This is a genomic window from Runella sp. (assembly GCF_027484545.1).
Lineage (GTDB): Bacteria > Bacteroidota > Bacteroidia > Cytophagales > Spirosomataceae > Runella.
The window spans coordinates 1-22408 of sequence record NZ_JAIXST010000085.1; the positions used below are offsets into that span (position 1 = coordinate 1).

General features: G+C 43.8%; 16 protein-coding genes. 11 read left to right on the forward strand and 5 right to left on the reverse strand.

Going from position 1 to position 22408, the window contains the following annotated elements:
* Positions 1–124 precede the first annotated feature (124 nt).
* The 7 genes from Q0081_RS08005 (at position 125) to Q0081_RS08035 (ending at position 10066) form a co-directional block, all read left to right on the forward strand.
* Complete coding sequence (locus Q0081_RS08005; protein WP_298351169.1) at positions 125–307, forward strand: hypothetical protein; 183 nt, start codon at positions 125–127, stop codon at positions 305–307.
* A 244-nt stretch (positions 308–551) separates the two neighbouring features.
* Positions 552–890 (forward strand): hypothetical protein, encoded by a 339-nt coding sequence (locus Q0081_RS08010; protein ID WP_298351172.1) that lies wholly within the window; start codon positions 552–554, stop codon positions 888–890.
* 167 nt (positions 891–1057) lie between these two features.
* Positions 1058–1477, forward strand: coding sequence for a hypothetical protein (locus tag Q0081_RS08015; RefSeq protein ID WP_298351174.1), 420 nt, complete (start codon positions 1058–1060; stop codon positions 1475–1477).
* 139 nt (positions 1478–1616) lie between these two features.
* Positions 1617–5642, forward strand: a complete 4026-nt coding sequence (locus Q0081_RS08020; protein WP_298351177.1) for a S8 family serine peptidase — start codon at positions 1617–1619, stop codon at positions 5640–5642.
* 170 nt (positions 5643–5812) lie between these two features.
* A complete protein-coding gene (locus tag Q0081_RS08025) occupies positions 5813–8461 on the forward strand; it encodes a S8 family serine peptidase (protein WP_298351179.1) in 2649 nt (882 codons plus the stop codon).
* A 64-nt stretch (positions 8462–8525) separates the two neighbouring features.
* Positions 8526–9515: a YheT family hydrolase gene (locus tag Q0081_RS08030; RefSeq protein ID WP_298351182.1), complete on the forward strand. Its 990-nt coding sequence runs from the start codon at positions 8526–8528 to the stop codon at positions 9513–9515.
* Positions 9512–10066 (forward strand): NTP transferase domain-containing protein, encoded by a 555-nt coding sequence (locus Q0081_RS08035; protein WP_298351186.1) that lies wholly within the window; start codon positions 9512–9514, stop codon positions 10064–10066. Before Q0081_RS08030 ends, Q0081_RS08035 begins: the two co-directional genes overlap by 4 nt.
* A gap of 91 nt (positions 10067–10157) precedes the next feature.
* On the opposite strand, the gene Q0081_RS08040 is transcribed toward Q0081_RS08035, so the two are convergent.
* Together Q0081_RS08040 and Q0081_RS08045 are read right to left on the reverse strand one after the other, a co-directional pair.
* Positions 10158–11636 carry a hypothetical protein gene (locus Q0081_RS08040; protein WP_298351189.1) on the reverse strand — a complete coding sequence of 493 codons (1479 nt, stop codon included), beginning with the start codon at positions 11634–11636 and terminating at the stop codon, positions 10158–10160.
* Positions 11637–11821: 185 nt separating this feature from the next.
* Positions 11822–12676, reverse strand: coding sequence for an alpha/beta hydrolase (locus Q0081_RS08045; RefSeq protein ID WP_298351192.1), 855 nt, complete (start codon positions 12674–12676; stop codon positions 11822–11824).
* Between the two features lie 137 nt (positions 12677–12813).
* Between Q0081_RS08045 and Q0081_RS08050 the strand changes: the two genes are divergently transcribed.
* Both Q0081_RS08050 and Q0081_RS08055 read left to right on the forward strand, forming a co-directional pair.
* A complete protein-coding gene (locus Q0081_RS08050) occupies positions 12814–14298 on the forward strand; it encodes a xylulokinase (protein WP_298351196.1) in 1485 nt (494 codons plus the stop codon).
* A gap of 96 nt (positions 14299–14394) precedes the next feature.
* Complete coding sequence (locus Q0081_RS08055) at positions 14395–14565, forward strand: hypothetical protein (protein ID WP_298351198.1); 171 nt, start codon at positions 14395–14397, stop codon at positions 14563–14565.
* A gap of 119 nt (positions 14566–14684) precedes the next feature.
* On the opposite strand, the gene secDF is transcribed toward Q0081_RS08055, so the two are convergent.
* Both secDF and Q0081_RS08065 read right to left on the reverse strand, forming a co-directional pair.
* Positions 14685–17774 (reverse strand): protein translocase subunit SecDF, encoded by a 3090-nt coding sequence (gene secDF / locus Q0081_RS08060; protein ID WP_298351201.1) that lies wholly within the window; start codon positions 17772–17774, stop codon positions 14685–14687.
* A 138-nt stretch (positions 17775–17912) separates the two neighbouring features.
* Positions 17913–18281, reverse strand: a complete 369-nt coding sequence (locus tag Q0081_RS08065; protein ID WP_298351205.1) for a hypothetical protein — start codon at positions 18279–18281, stop codon at positions 17913–17915.
* Between the two features lie 132 nt (positions 18282–18413).
* On the opposite strand from Q0081_RS08065, the gene Q0081_RS08070 reads away from it, so the two are divergent.
* Both Q0081_RS08070 and Q0081_RS08075 read left to right on the forward strand, forming a co-directional pair.
* A complete protein-coding gene (locus Q0081_RS08070; protein WP_298351208.1) occupies positions 18414–19112 on the forward strand; it encodes a hypothetical protein in 699 nt (232 codons plus the stop codon).
* Positions 19109–19537 (forward strand): hypothetical protein, encoded by a 429-nt coding sequence (locus Q0081_RS08075; protein ID WP_298351211.1) that lies wholly within the window; start codon positions 19109–19111, stop codon positions 19535–19537. The genes Q0081_RS08070 and Q0081_RS08075 overlap by 4 nt, the downstream gene beginning before the upstream one ends.
* Here Q0081_RS08075 and polA read toward each other — a convergent pair.
* Entirely contained in the window at positions 19534–22374 is a 2841-nt protein-coding gene (gene polA / locus Q0081_RS08080; protein ID WP_298351267.1) for a DNA polymerase I, read from the reverse strand. The genes Q0081_RS08075 and polA overlap by 4 nt on opposite strands.
* Positions 22375–22408: the final 34 nt, after the last annotated feature.

Genomic DNA, 22408 nt, shown 5'->3' on the forward strand with positions numbered 1-22408 from the left:
CTTTTCCAAATTGGACAAGTGGCACAACTTGGCGATTGGTTGGTGCTTTTGGCAATTCAACTTGGAGAGGCAGCATTACATTTGATACACCGCCAAAAATAGAACTTAACAGCCCTGCTACTATTTGAGAGGTATTATTTACAAATTGCCAAATGCAAACAAGCATGCTACAATTATGTATTTTTCTGATAAAAGTATGCTTGATGATGCTTCAGAAATTAATTCTTTATTGAATGATCTTAATTTATTAAAACGCGCTCGTACTTATGGAGATGGTATAAAAGTAAAAGTCCCAACACCAGAATAAGAAAAAGGTGAAGAGACATGGCTCTTTTAGTTAAGCTAAAGTTTCGCTCGTCAGGGCGCCTAAAAGAGCCTGATTTTATTTTTAACCCATCACCAACAATCTTCTAATCCCCTGAAATTCACGGGATTTTTTTATTTTCTCACTAACCTTCTCCCTAAGATTATTGATTTTTTACGTCCTTCTCTCTCCCGACCTTTGAGGTGTTCAAAAGAAACTCATTAGTACGCTATAAATTAATTCCATCATGAAAAAGGCACTCACTCTCGCAGCACTTATCCTTGGCTTCACAGTCATTGCTTATGTATGTCAGGCCAAGTCAACATCGGAGCTTCGCTCAGCGTCGACAGTCAAGAGTCAGTCGTTTTCAATCTCTGTCCTTACCGTCGAGGTGGGTGCTAAAATGACAGGAAGTCTGTTTCAGATGGAGATGCAGAAGTCTGCCGATAAAACCTATCGCTTACGAGTTCATTATTCCGTTCAAGTCGCTGAATTCGGCCATTTACTTCTACGGGTTTTATTCATTGCTTACATCCTGTTCCTCTTAAAAAAGAATTTTCCTTTACTCACGCATCAACACGCCTAAACCCCTACCTTTTTAAGCAAAAACTCGCTGATAATCAGCGGGTTTTTCTTTTTTATCACTACCCATATCCCCCAAATTATTGATTTTTTAGGTCAATACTTCCTGCCACCTTTGGTCCATAGTTCAACGCAAAAACAACTCTTTTCACACACTAAATTTTATCCATCATGAAAACCTCAATCGCTTCCGCCGTCTTCTTTTTAGGAGCCCTGTTTATCACAAATGCAGCAAATGAACAGTCGCACTCGGTGGTAGAAACCGAAAATTTTAAGGCTCAGTTTACTCATCTTCAAGGTTCCACCAAAGTACGGGTAGCCATTGCTAAACCCACGGGCAAAAAGCTTTGGATCACGGTCAAAGATGCCGGCAATTATCCTATTTGCTATTTGGATATGGCACGCAGTGAAACCGAGCACCTGTTTTCGGTCGATATGAAAGCAGTGCCCGATGGTAAATATACCTTTGAAGTGGAAAGCGGTAGAAAAGCCAAGAATGGCAAACGCCCTATAATCAGCAAGACATTGGTAAAAGAAAAAACAGTGTTGGCACAACCTATCGTCGGTGAGCGATTTGTTTTCACCAATTAATTGCTTCTCCCATTGCCGAAATTAAATCCCTGTAGAGCCGCAAAATTTTGCGGCTCTACGTTTTTGCAGTTCTGCAAAGTTGATTTTTTCATATAACTTCAAGCCCTATTTTTACGTTTAAAGGAAAAGAATCTTCATCATGCACTACCGTTTACTTTTGTTTGTCCTTATTTTGGGAATAACTTCATTTACAACCTACGCGCAACCACGACCGTTGTATTCGTCGGAACAGCAAAAAAAAATAGAAACTACGCGCCAATCCATTGAAAATCAAGCTCGTTTAGCACAAATACAACTTCAATCGTTAGCCAAGCAGAACAATTGGCCGCTGCGTCAAACTTTTGCGGATGGGAGTGTAATGATATTGAGTGGCGTAAGCGAAACAGGCCAACCGCTCTATGACGTAACTACTACCAACAGCGGCGCGGCGCTTACTACCCGCACAAATTCATTGTATCAGGGAGGAAGTCTGGACCTGAATCTCACGGGTGGAAGTACACCCATGAAAAGCCGGTTGGGCCTGTGGGACGGGGGCAAAGTACTGGATACGCACACTGAATTGACGGGACGAATCACTCAAGTGGACAACGCAACCACTGTGGACGGTCACGCCACGCACGTCAGCGGGACGATGATAGCGACTGGCATTAACCCACGGGCGCGGGGCATGTCAAACGGCGCGGATTTATTAGCCCATGATTTCAACAACGACAGCCCGGAAATGATCAATGCCGCGCCTAATTTACTCGTTTCCAATCACTCTTACGGTTTAGTGACGGGATGGAGATTGAATACGGGCCGCGCGGGTACTGACAACAATCTCAAATGGGAATGGTACGGCGATACCACCATCAATGACCAAAAGGATTATAAGTTTGGATTTTACGATACCCGTACCCGCGAATGGGACCGAATTGCGTACAATGCCCCTTACTATCTCATTGTTAATTCTGCAGGAAATGCCCGCGGCAGCAATGGCCCTCCGGCAGGTACGCTCTATTTCTTTGGAAGCAGTGCCCGTACCAGCCGCACCCCCCGCGCTGCCCAAAGCGATTATGATTTGATTTCGACCTATGGTACCGCTAAAAATATCCTAACTGTTGGAGCTATCAGTGTGTTGAGCAACGGCTACAATCAACTCTCAGACCCGCGCATTGCAAGCTTCAGCAGTTGGGGCCCTACCGATGACGGACGTATCAAACCGGATATTGTAGGAGTAGGCGTGAGTGTTTTTTCGACCAATTCCACTTCCAACAATGCCTACACTACGCTGAGCGGAACTTCAATGGCAACGCCTAACGTAGCAGGTTCACTTTTTCTGTTGCAGGAATTGTATAACAAACAGACGGGCAATTTCATGCGTTCTTCGACCTTGAAAGGCTTGATTTTGCACACCGCCGATGATGCCGGTAATCCCGGGCCCGACTACCAATACGGTTGGGGACTTTTGGACATGAAGCAGGCCGCTGAAGTGATTTTGAACCATGACCAAACCAATCAAATTTCTGAGCGTACATTAGGCCCCAACGAAACCTACACTACACAGGTGATTGCTTCGGGAAAAGGAACAATGGTCGTCACAATTTGCTGGACGGACCCTGAGGCAGTCGCTACTCCTACCACGGCAGCCAATTTTGACAGCCGCACTCCCAAATTGTTGAATGACCTTGATTTGCGCGTGAGCGATGGAACCACGGAATCCTTGCCGTGGATTTTGGACCCGAATCAACCCTCCGCCAATGCCACCCGAGGAGATAATATCCGTGACAATGTAGAGCAGATTATCATTCCCAATGCCGTGCCGGGAAGGACTTATACCATCACCATCAAACACAAAGGTAACCTTACCAACAATACCCAACAATATGCCCTTATTGTAAGCGGAATAGGCGGAAAGGCTTTTTGCGAATCCAAAGCTGTCTCAACTGCCGACTCAAGAATCACGCAAGTAATTTTGGGAACCATTAACCAAGTCGCAAAAAGCGGTTGTCAGGATTACAGTGATTTTATGACGCAAATAGCTCCCGTAGCCGCCGGGCAAACCCTCCCGTTGGAAGTGGGCGTAGGCTCTTGCGGAACTGATTTCGCCAAAGTAGTCAAGGTGTTTGTGGACTGGAACGGAGACGGTGATTTTGACGACCTCAATGAACTTGTTGCCACTTCGGAGGTCATTAATGCCTCCGGCACTTTTAAAACGGCACTTAAAGCACCTTCGGGCTTAGTTGTCGGGGATGTATCCAGAGTTCGGATTGTATGTGTCGAAACAACCAATGCTACTGCCGTGGCCGCTTGTGGAACCTATTCCAAAGGCGAAACTCAAGAGTTTTTGGTACGTTTTGCACGGCCTTCTCGCGACGTTAGCCTTACGGCCTTGGTAACACCCGACAACAATTTTTGCACCAGTCAACTATCTAATGTTATTGTTCGAGTTCGTAATGTAGGCTCTGACCCTCAGCAAAATATCCCCGTTTCGGTACAGGTCTTAGAACCAACCGGGCAATTAGTGGGAACATTAACGGGAACCGTTACTCAAACCTTACCTGCTTTTGCGGAAACGACCCTTTCGCTTTCGGATGCATTTTTGAGCACTTTGAAAGCCGGCATCAATTACCAGTTTGTATCCCGGACTCATTTGGAGGGCGACCAAGACACGCTCAACAGTGTATTGCGACAAACGCGTACCGTTGCGACCGTGCCCACCGTCACCACCGCCACTGCTACTTACTGCGGCACCGACCCATTATCACTTATTTCCCGCGACAACGGCGTTGCTTTTTGGTACGATAGCCCTACTACGACCAAGCCCATTGCGGTTGGAAATTTTGCAAGTAATCCCGTTAAATTACCCGGAGGCACTTTCTACGTAGCCCTTAATGACTTTAGCGGCACGGTTGGCCCTGCCACCAAATCAGCTTTTACAGGTGGTACGTACGCAGGAAGTTTTGGCCCTTCGCCACTTATCCGTACCGAAATTCCGCTTGTTTTAGAAAGTGCACGGCTTTATACGTCCTCACCGGGGCGATTGAACTTTACCGTGCTGGGCTTAGACGATAAATTTATTTCCAGTACAAGCGTAGATGTGGTTGCGAGTCGCAATCCCAATGCGGCCAATGTAGGAGCACCCGCGGGACAATGGGCCGATGACCCAGACGACCAAGGTCGAGTTTATCCGCTCAATCTTTCTATTCCACAAGCAGGAGATTATAAAATTACGATTGAATACGAAAACGGCGCTACCATTTTCCGAAGCAACGCAGGTGTAACAGGATTCCCTTTCAGCATTCCCGGCGTGATGGCTGTGCGCGGAGCACTTTTTACCCAAAACAATGCCGTTGATACCCTTACCAATGCCTATTATTACTTCTATGACCTCAAAGTAAGATCACTTGGCTGTCCAAGTAAACGGGTACCTGTGATAGCTCAAACCGCTACCAAATCCACACCTACCGTTTCTTTTGACGGAAGTTCTACGATTTGCGAAGGCGCTTCGATTAGCCTCAATGCCCCAACAAACGCAGGGGTTTATCAATGGTTTCTTAATAATCAGCCCATCAACGGGGCTATCAATTCGAGTTTTGTAGCGATGAATTCGGGCAATTACGCGGTCAGTACTTCCGTCAACAATTGCCTGCCCACTTTATCTACGCCCGTAGCTATCACAACCCGAAAACCCGAAAAACCTATTATCACCGTAGACGGCATTACGTTACGCTCCAATGCGGCTTCAAGCAATCAATGGCTCATCAACGGATTGCCGATTCCGGGAGCGACAAGCGCTACTTTTACCGCTTTCCAAACGGGTAACTACTCCGTCAGAGCAAATGTCAGCGGTTGCGGAGAAGTGGTTTCGGACGAAACCAGAATTACCATTACAGCCTTGGAAGAAGACCCCGCACTACAGGCAAAGAGCTCAAGGATTTACCCTAATCCGGCTCAGGACTTTGTAGTTTGTGAGTATGAGTCGCCGGGCTCTCCCTCGCAAAAGGTCGTTGCTTTTCTCTATGATATAAACGGCCGTTTGCTGGAACGTCGTCCAATGGAAAAAATAGAAAAAACTTTTCGCACTCAATTTAATTTTACTCCCTTGCAAAGCGGTACGTTTTTTGCACTTATAGAGGAGGAGGGTACATCCACGCGCATCGTTCACGCGATTGTAAAGCCTTAGGCTGCGCCTGTGTACTGAGAGGAATGGCTATTATTTTACCCCTAAATTCATTTTTTTTAAACTGCAGACTGATAAACAGACTACTAATAGTTTGTTTATCAGTTGTTTGTTTTTATGCAAATGCACAAATAGCGGGTTCTCTACTAAATACAGGCAGAAAGTCAGACAGTTTGTTTATAAATCATCTTCAAAAGCGCTATACCACCAATCGCCAAAGGGCACTTCAACTGGCCAAAAAGAAGGGTTGGGCAGTCAGCAAAAAATATGCCAACGGTAAGATTCTAACTTTACAGGGGATTGATTCTTTGGGATTTCCCATTTATTATACAAGTCATAACGTAGTGGCATCCACGGGTACTCACACCACGGTCCTATACAGCGGAGGAGGTTTGGGAGTTGATCTTAAAGGCGATTTGGCAGAATTAGAGGGAAAGCTCTGTATCTGGGATGGCGGAATGCCGCGCCTGACGCACGTAGAATTTGGCGGAAGAATTCACCAAAAAGACATCAATACGACACTAAACGACCATGCTACGCATTTGTCCGGAACTATGGCTGCTGCCGGGGTCAATCCACAGGTAAAAGGAATGGCTTATGGCGCTAAATTGGATGTGTGGGATTATACCGACGATTTGGTGGAGATGGCCAAAAACGCTTCAAAAATGTTAATATCCAATCACTCCTACGGGCCCGTAGTGGGTTGGGTATTCAATCAAAGCCGTCCCGGAAACGACCCTAAACTCAAGTGGGAATGGTGGGGCAATACGAGTATCAGCACTACAGAAGACTATCGTTTTGGTTTTTATGATGAAAAAGCGCAGGATTTAGACAACTTGGCCTTCAATAGCCCTTACTATCTGATTGTAAAATCGGCTGATAACAAACACGCAGAAACCGGCCCTCCCATCGGAACCCCCTATTTTTTGCGCAATAGCACTCAAACGAGTATTCTGAACCGTAACCGCAATGACACTTACGATGTGATTCCGGCCGAGGCCAATGCTAAAAACATTTTGACAATCGGCGGGGCAAACGTGACAGCCAACAATTTTTCAGTGGCCGATTTTAGTGGCTGGGGACCCACTGACGATGGACGAATCAAACCTGATTTATTGGGAGTGGGAACCAATATTATTTCTTCTATTTCGAGTGCAAACAATGCTTATGCTACGATGTCGGGCACTTCTACAGCCTGTGCTAATGTATCCGGATCGTTGATTTTGTTGCAGGAACTGTTTTATCGCCGCCAAACCTATTTTATGCGTTCGGCTACGCTCAAAGGGCTGGTTTTGCATACCGCAACGAAGCCAAGCGGAAAAACAGGTCCCGCGTATGACTACGGATGGGGATTGCTCAACGCCGAAAAAGCAGCTCAGGTATTACTCAATACCAGCAATAAACACATTCTTTCGGAAAGTACGTTACGCCAAAATGAAACCTACCAACAGAAAATCATCGCTGCCGGTAACGAGCCTTTAATTGTGACTATTTGCTGGACCGACCTGGAGGGAACTCCCACTCGGGTAAGTACTCAAACCGTGGACGATACTTCTCCTAAGCTTATCAATGATTTGGACGTACGTCTGACCGACGACAGCAACACGACGTGGTTTCCGTGGGTACTGGACCCTGCCAATCCTGCCAATGCTGCTGTCATTGGAGATAACACCCGGGACAATGTAGAACAGGTATTCATCGCAGCTCCTCCTGTCGGTAAGATTTATACTATAACAGTCCGGCATAAACGTACTTTACAAAACAGCTCCCAGCCTTACTCATTGATTGTCAGCGGAGTAAAATCTCAGGACTGCAATAGCGCTGTACAAATTTTAAAAGGAAGAGATACTACTCTTTGCAGCAACAGCAAACTGCAAATGCAGGTAAAAGGCGATAATGCCTTAACGTATCAATGGTTTAAAAATGGTCAATTGTTGAGTACGACCACCACACCAACCCTTGAAATTTCACAAGCTGGTCAGTATGAAGTCAAAGCGATTGGCTACCAATGTTCGGCCAAATCTAAATCCATTAACGTACTGGTTTCGGAACTGACAGCTAAAATTACCCCCGAAGGAAGTTCAACCATTTGTCCCGGAAAAACTGTTCAATTGACAGCCAACACGGGCGCAGGCTATGTGTATCAATGGCTGCGTGATGGCAAAACTATTTCCGGAGCAACGGGCGCACAACTGAATCCCACCGAAGCAGGCAGTTACGGCATAATCGTCACCTACAAAAATTGTACGGCCACTTCAAAGCCGACCCAACTTCTTTCTACGCTTGAACGCCCAGCTATTTCCAGCAACAGCGGGACTACTATTCCCAACAATGGAAGTATTCGTCTTACTACCAATACGGGTGAAGGAATGACCTATCGCTGGTTTATGAACGGAGAAGTGATTCCAACCGCTACCGGGCCGCGTTTGACCGCCGCACTTGCGGGGAAATATATGGTGGAAGTAACCCAAAAAGGCTGTTCTGTTTCTTCCAAAATACTTGAATTAACCAATGTACAATATCCGACAAACAGCCCTATTAAACCCTCACCTCCCGAAATTTTAATTATTGAAGAAAACCTTCAGGTGTATCCTAATCCGGTTGAGGATATATTAACTGTTGCTTACCAATCCGACAATACCTACAATTTAGACGCCCAAATTATTACTTTAGACGGAGTAGCCCTGCCCGGCAAATTACTGTACGACAACGGCAGTGTATTTTTAAACCAATTTGATGTTTCAAAGTTACCTTCGGGCCGATACTTTATCCGCGTCAACGACGGGCGACGGGCGATTTCCAAACCTTTTATAAAGCAATGACGTTTGTCAAGCATAAACTTTGACAGGAAAAAGTTATTTTTGTCATTGAAATGTCGAATTGCTTATGCCTCTCATTCGCACCAATACGCACCAACCACCCGCTTGGTTACCCAATGGGCACTATCAAAGTATATATCCGGCATTGTTTCGCAAAATCAAACCGCTCTATCGTCGCGAACGGGTTACGACTCCCGACGATGACTTTTTGGATATAGACTGGAGTTTTGCCGTAAAGAGAGAGTCTATTATCGACCAAAAACCTCCCTTGGTTATTCTGTCGCATGGTCTTGAAGGCAGCAGCACACGGCAATACATCACGGGCATGGTCCAGTTACTAACCAATAATGGGTATGATTGTTTGGCTTGGAATTACCGCAGTTGCAGTGGTGAGCTCAATCAGCAACTCCGATTTTATCACAGCGGTGAAACCACCGATTTGGAGTTTATTATTCAGCATGCTCTTGCCAAAGGCTATACCGACGTTCAGCTTATGGGTTTTAGTCTGGGCGGTAATGTGACGCTCAAATATGTCGAAGATTGCGGCAAAAATATCAATCCGGCTATCAAAAAAGCGGTGGTATTCAGCGTGCCGATGGACTTGTTGGCGTGCAGTCGCAATATCGAAAAACCCGAAAATAAAATTTATTTGTGGCGTTTTCTGCAATCCCTAAAACCTAAAATTGAAGTCAAAGCGTCGCAGTATCCCGAACATTTTGCCCTTGACCAATGGAAACAGGTAAAAACGTTTTGGGATTTTGACCATGTATATACCGGGCCTTTGCATGGTTTTGAAGGTGCCGAGGATTACTATCACCGCAGTAGTTCTAAGTATTTGGTTGAAAACATTACCATTCCTACCCTCATTGCCAATGCTGAAAATGACCCTCTTGTGCCCTATCAAAGCCTGCCAATGGAAGTCATTGCCGATTTACCCAATGTTTGGCTTGAATTGACCCAACAGGGAGGACACTGCGGTTACCGTCCTCGCACGCTTACCCACAAAGGCGCCTATTGGTCTGAATTGCGGGCCTTATCTTTCCTTCAGGAAGCATGAACGGTCTGATTCTTGTCGGTGGGCAAAGCATGCGCATGGGTACGAATAAAAGCCTACTCGAATATCACGGGAAACCTCAGTGGAAATATCTCTATGAAATTATAGCACCGTTTTGTCGAAAAACTTTTCTCTCTTGCCGCGAAAATCAAAAAGAAATTTTCACAAGTGAGGCATTGCTGATTGATCCCTATGAAATGGGGCCGATGGGCGGGATTCTATCGGCCTTTGAACAGGATTCAAACGAGGCTTGGTTAGTAGTAGCTTGCGATATGCCTTTTATGAACGAAAAAACGATTGAATTTTTAATCCAAAATCGAAAGGCAACTCAAATAGTGACAGCTTTTCAAAATCCAAAAACTCTACTTCCTGAGCCACTGCTCACCATTTGGGAGCCTACTGCTTATCCTCTTTTAATCAAAGCCCATAAAAAAGGCCAACATTCGCCCCTAAGAATTTTACAACATTCCGACATAAATCTGCTCGAATGCCTGCAGCCTGATTGGTTGAAGAATATAAATACGATTGAAGAATTGGGGCGTATCTCGCTTTAAGGAGAGCGGTTGGTTTGCATTTATAATGCGAACTAAAGACTAGTGCGTTTCAAACGCACGTTACAGATGTTCGCGTTACAAACGCAAACCATCAATGCCTCCGTGCTAAATATCGCTCATAAATTGAATTTTTTTTGCCTAAATATTGCTTGGATCCGGCAGGAGAATATTTGTCGTACAGCATTTGATAGGTATTTTTGTATTTATCAAAAGGCAAAGGGCTATACGAAAAACTATTCGGCCATAATAACTGTGTTATTTTGTTATACTGAATTGATTTTATGAGTGTTTCAGAAGTTAATAACAGAGGGCTTAGGATAAGATATACTGCTACAAGAAAACGCCCTATCTCTATTTTACTTCTAAAACTGATTTCAGTAAAATTGAAATTTTGCATTAAAAAAATGCCAACCATGAACAAAAGCGGCATCTGCCCTCTCATAAACAAATCGTTTTGATCTCCAAATCGATAAGTTCGAAGCAGAAATATAAAAAAAAGGCTGGCAAGAGCCAAAAAATAAAAGGATTTGTTAACTGTTTTACGAAGTATTAAACAGCCAATAAGAAGAATACCCAAATCCAATCCTATATCAATAATCAATTTAGGTATGGCAAATTTCGGACGTTGTACCTGAAGGAAGGAATGATGTAGGGAGCCGCCATTAGAAGAAGCAAAATAAATAGCGATAGGAATCATAAACAATAAGCATACTGCAAAGCTGCGTCCATTGTTTTTTAAAAACACAGCAAAACCATTTTTGAATAAATAATACAAAGAGAATGCCGCAAATAAAATAAATAACATTACAGCCGGAAAAATACACCATATAAGGCATAGGCAAATGCTGAAAAAGGCCTTGTAATATTTATTTTCCCAAAACAACGAATAGAGCAATATAGAACTGGTGATGAGGCAAGCAATTACTTGATTAGGTGTCCACCGCAATTGTTGAAAAAGAGGGGTAATTAGGGAGGGACCCATTTCAGAGCTAAAAATAACTTCTACCCCATTTAGCTTGGCTAATAACCATTTTAAATTACCACTGACTCCACCGATAGATAAGACAATAAAGATATTTCTTATCTTTTTATTGGTAAAAAAGTAAATCCAAACAATTAAAATAAAAACCCCGGTCCAAGACCAAATAAATAAAGAAATTAAAGATAACTCTCCAACCAGTTTTGAAATAAATGCAGGTACAAGATAATATCCAAAATAGTAACAGGCATATCTATCTACTTCTTCAAAATAAAGGGGCCAGTCACTTTTATACAAGTCATAAAACTTAGTATTTTCTGCCCAATAATCGTAAAGTTGATAAGAATATCCGCTTATGCCTGTTAGACCCGTTAAGACAAAAGTAATAAAAGCCAAGATAATGAGCTCCTTTTTACTGAAAGATGGTTTATTGTTTTGTTGTTTCTCCCCTTTGATTTCCAGCCAAAACAAGTAGCAGAGCCCTATAATCATCGGAATTGCCAGTTCAATTCTAAACCAACTCGCCGCAAAAATCAGGTTAGGAAGGAGCAAATAAAGGATACTTGCGAGACGCAGCAATGAGGTGCTCATTTTACTTTTTGAAAGACGGAATGGTGTGTATAAAAATTGGGTATTCCTGTAGAAGCACAAAGAAACGGTTTAAAGCCGAAAAAGTGCTGATTGACAGGCACAAATATTTACAAGCCTTCGCTTTTTATAAGCAAAAGAGCGTTTTTATCCTGTAAAATGTGTCTTTATTACCCTAAATCCAGGCTTCATTCATACCGTTTTTCATACTTATCAAAAATCAAATCAAAACGGTCGTTGAGAATATCAGCCAAGTGCGTGTGATATTCAGGAAAGTCGGGCAGATTGTTGTGGCCGCCACCGTAAATCGGGATAAGGCGGGCCGATTGAGGAATCAAATTCATTAAGCGAACACTCGAACGAAACGGAATCAATAAGTCTTTGGTGCCGTGAATGATATAGATGGGGCACTTCACGTATTTTATCCACACATCTGTCCGAATGGAGAATTTAAGGATATAAGAAACCGGCAAAAAAGGCAAAAAACGGGTGGTAAGCCGTGTAAAACTATAATAAGGTGCATCTAAAATAAGCATTTTCGGATGATTGACCGATGCCAGTTTGGTGGCAAACCCTGACCCTAACGAACGCCCGTAAATGATGATTTTTTCTTCGGTATACCCGTATTTTGAGCGCATTTTGTTATAAATGTACTGCGCGTCGTTTTTAATTCCATCCTCGGTTTGCTTTCCGACGCTTTTCCCAAACCCCCGATAATCAAGCATCAGCACATCGTATCCATGTTGCGTAAAATCTTTGGCATATTTAGACCAACCTTTAATACTGCGTGTGTTGCCGTGAAAATAAATCAACAATCCGCGCGACGCTTCCTCCTGATAAAACCGCAAAGCATTGATACGAACGTTGGGTTCGGGGTCAAAAAACAACTCCTCAAATAAATCTTCGTATTTATAGACAAAATCTTGCGGTAGTTTTTCGGGTTTAAAGATAAATTTGTGCTGAATAAAATACGCAATGAGGCATAAGACCACATAAATCGCCCCAATCCAAATCAATCTTTCGGTTGTGAAGTAATCAAACATCTATTTAAGGCAATTTTTTCTACGAAAATAACAATAAAGATGTGAGAAGTCAGAAGTCAGGAGTGAGAATTTTATAAGACAAGGTAAAATCGTGCATTTTCACCTTTTATCGTAAACATTAAACCATTAACGTATCTGTGAAATATCTTTTAGGCTACGACGTAGGCAGCTCGTCAGTAAAAGTTGCTTTGTTGGACATAGAAACGGGAAAAGCCGTGGCGACCGCCACCTCTCCCGAACAGGAAATGGGCATGATAGCACATCAGGCAGGCTGGGCGGAACAGCATCCGGACAGTTGGTGGCAGGAAGCAGTCAATGCCACCCATAAATTAAAAGTAAAATACACCTTTGACCCGGCCTTGGTAGCCGGTATCGGTATTTCTTACCAAATGCATGGATTGGTGGTAGTAGATAAGGATCTGCGAGCGCTTCGCCCTTCCATTATTTGGTGCGATAGCCGTGCAGTAGAAATTGGTAATTGGGCTTTTGCTGAAATGGGTTCAAAGGAATGTTTAGGCCATTTACTCAATTCACCGGGGAATTTTACAGCCTCAAAACTCAAGTGGGTAAAAGACAACGAACCTGCTGTTTATGAACAAATTCGTTATTTCATGCTACCGGGCGATTACCTGGCAATGCGTATGTCAGGAATCCCTCAAACAACTGTTTCGGGACTTTCCGAAGGGATATTCTGGGATTTTGCCGAACAAAAAATCTCCCAACAACTCCTTGATTTTTACGGCTTTGATGCCTCATTCATCCCCGAAGTAGTCAGTACATTTGCACCTCAAAGCCAGCTTTCCGCTTTAGCTGCGGCCGAATTAGGGCTTAAAGCTGGCACTCCTATTTCCTACCGGGCCGGCGACCAACCCAATAACGCGTTTTCACTTAATGTTCTCAATCCGGGAGAAGTAGCCACTACTGCAGGCACTTCGGGTGTGGTATACGGAATCAACGCACAAGCCACCGCCGACCCCCTTTCGCGCGTGAATACCTTCGCTCACGTCAACAGCACGCCCGACGCCCAACGCAACGGAGTTTTGTTGTGCGTAAATGGCACGGGTATTTTGAACAGTTGGGTGCGCCGTTTTGCCGGAGGAATCAGTTACGATGAAATGAATCAACAAGCCGCCCAAACTCCCATCGGAGCCGAAGGATTGACTTTTCTGCCTTTTGGAAATGGAGCGGAGCGTGTTCTCGAAAATCGCTTGGTTGGTGGTCATTTACAGGGACTTAATTTCAATACGCATTCAACCGCCCACGTATTTAGAGCAGCACAGGAAGGAATTGTTTTTGCGCTCAACTACGGTCTTCAGGTCATGCAACAGATGGGCGTTCAAACCCAAACGGTACGGGCAGGACACGCCAATTTGTTTTTAAGTCCGCTTTTCCGCGAGGCTTTTGCCAATACTACCGGAGCGACCATTGAGTTATATGATACCGACGGGGCACAGGGTGCAGCTCGTGCGGCAGGCATTGGAGTAGGCGTTTACGATTTCCAAACTGCCTTTGAAGGACTTACCCAAATCGCCACTTTTGCACCGGAAGCTCATTTACAGGAAAAGTACGCAGAAACGTATTCGGGTTGGGAAACAGCCTTAAATAAAGCAATAACCGAATGAGTGCCGGAAACTTTCCTTTTGTTTCAAATCCGACAAAAAGTTTTTTTACCTAACTTGCAGCGTTAATTTCTGCCATCATTCAAAAAATTGATTTCAATGGAAGCACATAAAGAACAGGAAATCCCCTCAGGCTGGTTGATCGCCTTCTTTTTATTGATTACGGTATTGGTTTTTGTGTTTGGTGATGTATTCACCGCTCTGGTAGGTACTCTTATTCAGGGTACCATCTTTGCCGGCTATCACAATGATTTGCACAAAGAGATTTAAAGAGCATCACGTACTGATTTAAAAGAGAAAGGGTTAAGTGAATGTCACTTAACCCTTTCTCTTTTAATAATTTATCAACGTCGCCGAGGTTCAAAACCTCGGCGACGTTTTTTTGTCGACTATTTCTTCAACGAAGGCTTAATCAACGGTGCTTTCTTTTCCTTTTTAGGTTTTTCTTCAGGTGCTTCTTCCTGTGGCATATCTAATTGCTGCAAACCACCGCGTGGCGTGTCAGGAAAATCTGAAATAAGACGGGCAGGTGCTTCTTTTTTCGCTTCTGAAGGCAATGCATCTTTTTTCTCCTGTGCACGGGTAAGTGAATCAACCACGATAGGCGTAGCCACAAAAAGTGAAGAATAAGTACCCACAATAACTCCAAGGAGCATTGCAAATGAGAATCCACGAATTACTTCACCACCAAAGAAGAATAATACAATCAACACAAACATGGTAGAAAGACCCGTTACTGCCGTACGGCTCAGGGTACTGTTCAAGGCGTTGTTAATGATAGCCGGAATCGTCTCTTTCTTATTACGATTGTCTCTCAAGTACTCACGAACACGGTCAAATACTACCACCGTATCGTTCATTGAATAACCCATAATGGTCAATACCGCACCTACAAACGCCTGGTCAACGTCCAAAGAGAAAGGCAACAAACCGTTAAAAATGGAGAATACCGCCAAAATAATGAGTACGTCGTGGAATAACGCCACAACAGCACCCCACACAAAGGCAATCCGTCGGAAACGAATGTAGATATACGCCGATACAACCAAGATAGCCAGCAGCAATGCTTTTAATGAGGTCATAATCAGGTCAAAGGCAATGGTCGGTCCTACTTTTTGCGAACTTTGAATGGTAGCTTTATTATTCGGCAATTTGCTTAGACCTTCATTCAATTTGGCTTCTGCCTGTTTGTCAGAATCAGGAGTAGTAGCATCTGCCAAATAACTGGTGGTAATTTTCACCTGTTGGTTGGCGCCAATTCCTACTCCACCATACGTTTTTACTTCGGGTGCAGCTTCAAATACACTCGTTAATACTTGACGTACTTCCGTTGTATTAACACCTTGTTCAAAACGCACCACATAGCTGCGTCCACCTTTAAAGTCAACCCCTAAACCGAAGCCTTTGAAAATGATTGAAATAATACCAGCACCGATAATGACCGATGAAATGATGTAATACATACGACGGCGAGATACGAAGTCAAAGTCAGCTCCTTTGAAAAGGTTTTGTGACCAGCTTGAGAAGAATTCAATGGTACGGCCTTTGCCTACCCACCATTCCAAAATCAGGCGAGATACAAACAGGGCAGCAAACAAAGAGGTCAAAATACCGATTACAAGCGTAGTGGCAAACCCAAGAATCAAGCCCGTTCCTAAGAAGAACAGGATAATACCTGTCAATAACGTAGTAACGTTTGAGTCAAGAATCGAAGAAAGTGAGTTTTTGAAACCGTCCGAAATGGCCAATTTCAAATCTTTTCCCGACGCTAATTCCTCCTTAATACGCTCGAAGACCAACACGTTGGCATCCACCGCCATACCAATTGTCAATACGATACCCGCAATACCCGGCAAGGTTAGGATAGCTCCCAATGAGGCCATAATTCCCATTAGGAAAAACAAGTTGATAAACAGGGCTACATCGGCAATCATTCCTGCTTTATTGTAGTAAATCACCATGAAGATAAGAACCACCAACAGACCCACCAAGGATGAAATCACCCCGGCATTTACTGATTCTGACCCCAAAGTAGCACCTACTACCGCTTCCTCTACAATCGTAGTTGGCGCAGGCAATTTACCTGCTTTCAGGATATTGGCCATATCTTTGGTTTCTTCTACGGTAAAAGAACCGGTGATGCTGGTATTACCGTTTGGAATTTCGTTCTGAACGTTAGGGGCGGTATAAACAAAGTCATCCAAAATGATAGCTACCGGACGACCAATGTTAGCCGCCGTAAAGTTTTTCCATTTGCGTGCGCCTTCGGCATTCATACGCATATTTACTTCCGGACGACCACGGTCATCGTAGTCATTTCCTGCATCTACAATCACATCACCTTCAAGCTGTGCCTGACCGCTTGTTTTTTTAATGAAGTAAATTCCAACGATTTCGTTGCGTTTATCTGTTGTTTCAATTCCTTTACGATCCCATAAAATAACGACATCAGAAGGAAACATTGATTTCACTTCGGGACGACGTAAAAGTTCATTGGCACGTGCGGTATCTTTTGCATATACACCTAATTGTCCTTGTGAAATAGGAACAAATAAGCTCGCCAAACCGGTTTGGTTAGCTGTAGTGTCGGTTTTTGTTGAATCAGTCTTAGCACCTTTTGCCAACTGAGACGCCAAATCACCGCCTGCTTTGCTGGTATCTGTTGAAGCAGCTCCTTTTGAAGCGATTTTCTTTTCCAGATCCAATTGAGTCATATACGCACCCAAAGAATTAAGCGCAGGAGAAATATCGTCCAATGTATAAACCTCGCAGAATTCCAATTTCGCCGAACCTGTCAAAAGGCGACGAACGCGTTCGGGGTTATCAACTCCTGGTAGTTCAATCAAAATCCGACCTGAACCTGGTAAACGTTGAATGTTCGGGTTCGCTACCCCAAATTTATCAACCCGTTGCTGAATGATTTGAAATGCCCGGCTGGTAGCGCCGTCTACCTCCTCTTTCAAAAATTTAACAACATCTCCGTCAGAAGAACTGTTATTAATTTTACCACGGTTGGTGCTGTTAGAGAAAATCTGTGCCAGTTGGGCATTGGGAGCGATACTTTTGTATTCAGTCACAAACAAGTCCACAAAACTGGATTGGCTTGATTTCTGAGCGTCAACGGCTTTTTTCAAGGCTTCAGTGAATTGGCTGTTGCGGGAATTTCCACCAGCCAAGCCTTTCATGATATCCGTAGGTGCCACTTCCAAAACCACGTGCATACCACCTTGCAAGTCAAGACCTAATCCTAATTCGCGTTGTGTTACTTCTTGATAGGTTGTTCCCAAATAAACCGGCTCGCGGCGAAGCGAGTCGAGATAATGTTCTTTCTTTTTAATATCAACGATACCGTCTTTCCCTGTAGCGAAAGCTTCCGCATCTTTGCGAATACTGCGTGCTACAAACGTAAAGGACAGATAATAGACGCTCAATAAGGCTACTACTATTGTCAAGATCCAAATGCCAAGTCTGTTTTGCATTGTTTTTATGAGTGATGAATAAATGGATGAAATGAGTAATGTAAACGATACCCGAAAATGGGCTGTTCAAACGCTGGAAAGCGTTAAAAGTATTATCGTACCGCCGGCACGACAAAATACAACCACCCTTAGTGTTGACTAAGGTGCATTAATCGCAATGAAGTGTCCGAAAACGTTTCGGAAAAAAGAGAAGAAATAATAAAAAATATCAAACCGCTTGGGAAGCGTACTTACAAACGGCAATTCAATGCTGAAGATAGTAGGCAGAAAATAAAACGACTGCTCAAAATCAAACGAGATAGCAGGAGCAACAACCGCCTCCAACGACATTTCCTGAATAACGGGACGTTCGCCTTTGGCCTTTTTGTCTTTGGACGTTTTTTCAGCAATTGCCTTTTTAACATCGGCTTGGGGCAACGACAACGCCTTCCCTGCCATTGCTGTTATCAACAGCAGCAATGCCAAAGTCGTTGAAATAAGTCGTGTTTGAAGCCCCTTTTGTTTCATAAATACCGAGTTGCTAAAAGCGGTGGCAAATTTCGTACCAATTTTTTTGTTAAACAAGCACCGCCTATTATTTTAAGTTATCGGTTTTGTCTATATCTTTCTCAAAAATGTTACAAAACCACCGTTTGACCTATGCTATTATCCCAACAAATTCTCTCTACTGAAACACTTCCTGCCCCTTCCATACTCGCCCCTGCCCCTTGGACGTTGACTGGGAATGGCTACATTTTCCTGTATCGCTTACCGAAAAAACTCATCCAAGAAAATGGGTTTCTGGCTGACTATCAGAACGTTTTCTACAAAGGTTTAGTGAGCAGTATCATGCTCGTGGATTATCATACTACCCCCGTTGGCCCTTACCGAGAACTACTGTTTATTCCGGGTTTGTTTAAGATGGTGGACAAATACACTTTCTCCATCTCAAAAATTTATGTTTCTGACCAAAATAGTGTGTGGAATGGCATCGAGAACTGGGGAATACCCAAAGAATGGGCTGATTTTGACGTACAGCAGCTTGATAAACGCGCTGAGAAAATCACCGTTTCCATTGAAGACAAACCATTTTTTGAAGCGACAATACGACGCGGCACTATTTCGTTTCCTCTTACAACAGCCTTGTTTCCGTTTCGCATTACCCAACAACTTCGGAAGGATTGGGTACTGACTAAACCCGAAGCGAGCGGCAAAGCCTATTTTGGAAAATTGACCGACATCAAGGTAAATTCCGAACTATTTCCCGACATTACGCCGTTCAATCCGGTAGCGGTATTGGTAATCAAAGATTTTCAAATGAAATTTCCCGAAGCCGAATTTAGAAAGATAGAATTATGAACATACACAAACGAATTACCCAGTTTACCCTTTACATTTTCACCTTTACACTTTTTATCTCCTGCGCTCGTCCTGTTTCTACTTCCAACGGTGGTTTAGGGATTCCCATTAAATTGGCGAATGCAGAATATCCCATCGATGTATTCTATGAAAATCAACCTACAGGTCGGCCCTATACAGCCCTTGGTCTTGTAAAAGTGGAAAAAGAAGTTCCGCTCAGTAATCAACAAACCAAAGACGGACGAATGATTTACCGAGGCAATGACGAAGGGCAGAAACGCGCATTATTGGACCAACTCATCATACGGGGAGTTAGCATGGGAGCGCACGCCCTCGTGAACGTGCGCTACAAGTATTACACCGCTAAAGATTATCAAGGCTTTATCATGGAAGGGACTGCCGTGAAATATGGGAATCAAAATTAATGCGCTTCCAACCAATTTATGCCTTTACCAATCCCCGTTTCCATTTTAACGGGCAGTGGAATTGCATTAATCATTAATTCATTGACTCTTTGGCTCAATAACTCCACCTCGTCGCGATGAGCATCAAAGACCAATTCGTCATGCACTTGGAGAATCATCTTGGAACGAAGTTTTTCTTTCTTTAAAAAGGCATGAATGTTAATCATGGCAATCTTGATCATATCAGCAGCCGAGCCTTGGATAGGAGCATTGATGGCATTGCGTTCGGCAAACGTCCGCGTAGTTTGATTTTGAGAATCAATATCTGCCAAATAGCGACGACGCCCTAAAATCGTCTCCACGTATTTGTGTTCACGTGCTTTGTTGACTGACAAATCCATGAAGGTCTTTACCGCCGGAAATTCCTGAAAATAAGCCTTAATAATTTCACTCGCTTCACCGCGCGGTATTCCTAATCGCTGCGCCAATCCAAAGGCCGAAATGCCATAAATAATACCAAAATTGACCATTTTAGCCTTGCGACGCATATCAGAAGTCACTTCGCTGAGTTCTACCTTAAACACTTTGCTGGCCGTACTGGCGTGAATGTCCAAGCCATTGTTGAAGGCTTCCAACATGGTTGCATCTTGGCTGAAAGCCGCCATAATGCGCAATTCGATTTGGGAATAATCGGCTGAGAGAATCAAATATTCGTCGCTGTGGGGAATAAAAGCTTTTCGAATCTCCCGCCCGCGAGGAGTACGAATGGGGATATTTTGAAGATTGGGATTCGTACTGCTCAATCGTCCCGTGGCCGTTACAGCTTGATTAAAAGACGTATGAATGCGTCCGGTTCGGGGATTAATCAGCAACGGCAAGGCATCAACATACGTGGATTTTAGCTTTTGTAATTCCCGATAGTCCAAAATCTTACGCGCTATCTCGTGTTCGGCTTCAAGGTCGGAAAGAATGTCTTCGCCCGTTGCGTATTGTCCGGTGGCCGTTTTCTTGGGGTTCTTGATGAGTTTGAGTTTTTCAAACAAAACGACTCCCAACTGTTTTGGAGACGAAATATTGAATTCTTCGCCCGCCAAACCATACACTTCCCTTTCAACCTGCTTCATGTCTACTTCCAAAACTCCGGACATTTCAGCCAGTGCCTTCATGTCGACTTTCACTCCTTCCCGTTCCATGGAAGCCAATACTTCCACTAACGGAATTTCCACTCCCCGAAACAGCTTTTCTGCTTGGTTTTCAATCAATAATGGATTCAGTTTTTCCTTTAACTGCAACGTAATATCAGCGTCTTCGGCGGCATATTCGACCAGTTTCTCTACCGCAACATCCCGCATCGTGAGCTGCTTGGGGCCTTTTTTCCCAATGAGCGACTCAATTGAAACCGGTTCGTAATTCAAGTATGAATTAGCCAAAATATCCATGTTGTGCCGTTTTTCCGGCTCTATCAGGTAATGCGCCAACATGGTATCGTACAACGGCCCGGCAACTTGAACTCCATAATTTTGGAGAACCACCATGTCATATTTAAGATTTTGGGCGATTTTCTCAATTTTTTCATCTTCCAATACCGCCCTAAAATCTTCCACTACCTTTTGAGCTTCCTCGCGGTCCGCAGGCACAGTCACGTAAAATGCTTCTCCTTTTTGGTACGCAAACGACAAGCCCACCAAATCCGCATCATTAGCATCTATGGAAGTAGTTTCAGTATCAAAACAAAACGAGTCCTGCAAACTCAAGTAATGCGCTAACGATTGCCGAAGCTCAGGGGTATCTACCAAATGATAACGATGGACGGTATTTGCGACGGTTCGACGTTCGTTGGAAGATTCAAACAACAAGGTTGGATTAGCCGCTGAAAATGGTTGTTTTCCCTGAGCAGGCGCTTCAGCAGACGGACCACTATCTCCAAACAAATTTAATTGTCCTTTTTTATCGGCAATAGGTATAGGCACAGGAGCCTCAGTTTCACCTAACATTCGCTTACGCAAGGTTCTGAATTCCAATTCATCCAAGAGCGTTGAAAGCATTTCCTTATTAGGCTCGCACATCAATAAATCCTCCTCATTGAATTCAATTGGGACGTTGATGTCAATGGTAGCGAGCTGCTTTGACAGGATTGCTTTTTCGGCACCGTCAATTACCTTGTCTTTGAGCTTACCGGCAAGTTTATCCGCGTTAGCAATGATATTTTCAACCGACCCAAACTCTTCCAACAGTTTTTGGGCAGTTTTTTCGCCCACTCCCGGAATTCCTGGAATATTGTCGGATGCATCGCCCTGTAAGCCCAACATATCTACTACCTGACTGATGTCTTTAATTCCCCATCTGGCACAGACTTCTTTGGGACCCATGATTTCTACTCCTTTGCCCATGATGGCAGGCTTGTACAAATAGATGTGCTCTTCCACCAACTGCCCGTAGTCTTTATCAGGCGACATCATAAATACTTCAAAACCCTGACGAGCCGCCTTTTTGGCAAGTGTCCCTACAACATCATCGGCTTCATAGCCATCCAATTCCAAAATCGGAATGCACAATGCCTTCAGTAATTGTTTTACGTAAGGAACGGCGATGGTAATGTCTTCGGGCTGTTGCTGACGCTGGGCTTTATAGGCTTCAAACTGTATATGTCGAAAGGTAGGTTTAGGAGTATCAAATGCCACACCTAAATGGGTCGGTTTTTCATCTTTCAAGACCTCCAACAATGTATTGGTAAAGCCAAATACCGCATTAGTATTCAATCCGTTGGAGGTAATACGCGGGCTTTTGATGAAGGCAAAATGAGCCCGGTAAATCAAGGCAAATGCGTCTAAGAGAAAAAGTTTTTTGTCAGGTTTCATGGATTTTTCAATGGGTATATTTCGCAAAGAACGG

Excerpts from the sequence above, each read along its gene's own strand:
- Q0081_RS08010 (WP_298351172.1), top strand. The coding sequence starts at position 552 with ATGAAAAAGGCACTCACTCTCGCAGCACTTATCCTTGGCTTCACAGTC.
- Q0081_RS08015 (WP_298351174.1), top strand. The coding sequence starts at position 1,058 with ATGAAAACCTCAATCGCTTCCGCCGTCTTCTTTTTAGGAGCCCTGTTT.
- Q0081_RS08020 (WP_298351177.1), top strand. The coding sequence starts at position 1,617 with ATGCACTACCGTTTACTTTTGTTTGTCCTTATTTTGGGAATAACTTCA.
- Q0081_RS08030 (WP_298351182.1), top strand. The coding sequence starts at position 8,526 with ATGCCTCTCATTCGCACCAATACGCACCAACCACCCGCTTGGTTACCC.
- Q0081_RS08035 (WP_298351186.1), top strand. The coding sequence starts at position 9,512 with ATGAACGGTCTGATTCTTGTCGGTGGGCAAAGCATGCGCATGGGTACG.
- Q0081_RS08040 (WP_298351189.1), bottom strand. The coding sequence starts at position 11,636 with ATGAGCACCTCATTGCTGCGTCTCGCAAGTATCCTTTATTTGCTCCTT.
- Q0081_RS08045 (WP_298351192.1), bottom strand. The coding sequence starts at position 12,676 with ATGTTTGATTACTTCACAACCGAAAGATTGATTTGGATTGGGGCGATT.
- Q0081_RS08055 (WP_298351198.1), top strand. The coding sequence starts at position 14,395 with ATGGAAGCACATAAAGAACAGGAAATCCCCTCAGGCTGGTTGATCGCC.
- secDF (WP_298351201.1), bottom strand. The coding sequence starts at position 17,774 with ATGCAAAACAGACTTGGCATTTGGATCTTGACAATAGTAGTAGCCTTA.
- Q0081_RS08065 (WP_298351205.1), bottom strand. The coding sequence starts at position 18,281 with ATGAAACAAAAGGGGCTTCAAACACGACTTATTTCAACGACTTTGGCA.
- Q0081_RS08070 (WP_298351208.1), top strand. The coding sequence starts at position 18,414 with ATGCTATTATCCCAACAAATTCTCTCTACTGAAACACTTCCTGCCCCT.
- Q0081_RS08075 (WP_298351211.1), top strand. The coding sequence starts at position 19,109 with ATGAACATACACAAACGAATTACCCAGTTTACCCTTTACATTTTCACC.
- polA (WP_298351267.1), bottom strand. The coding sequence starts at position 22,374 with ATGAAACCTGACAAAAAACTTTTTCTCTTAGACGCATTTGCCTTGATT.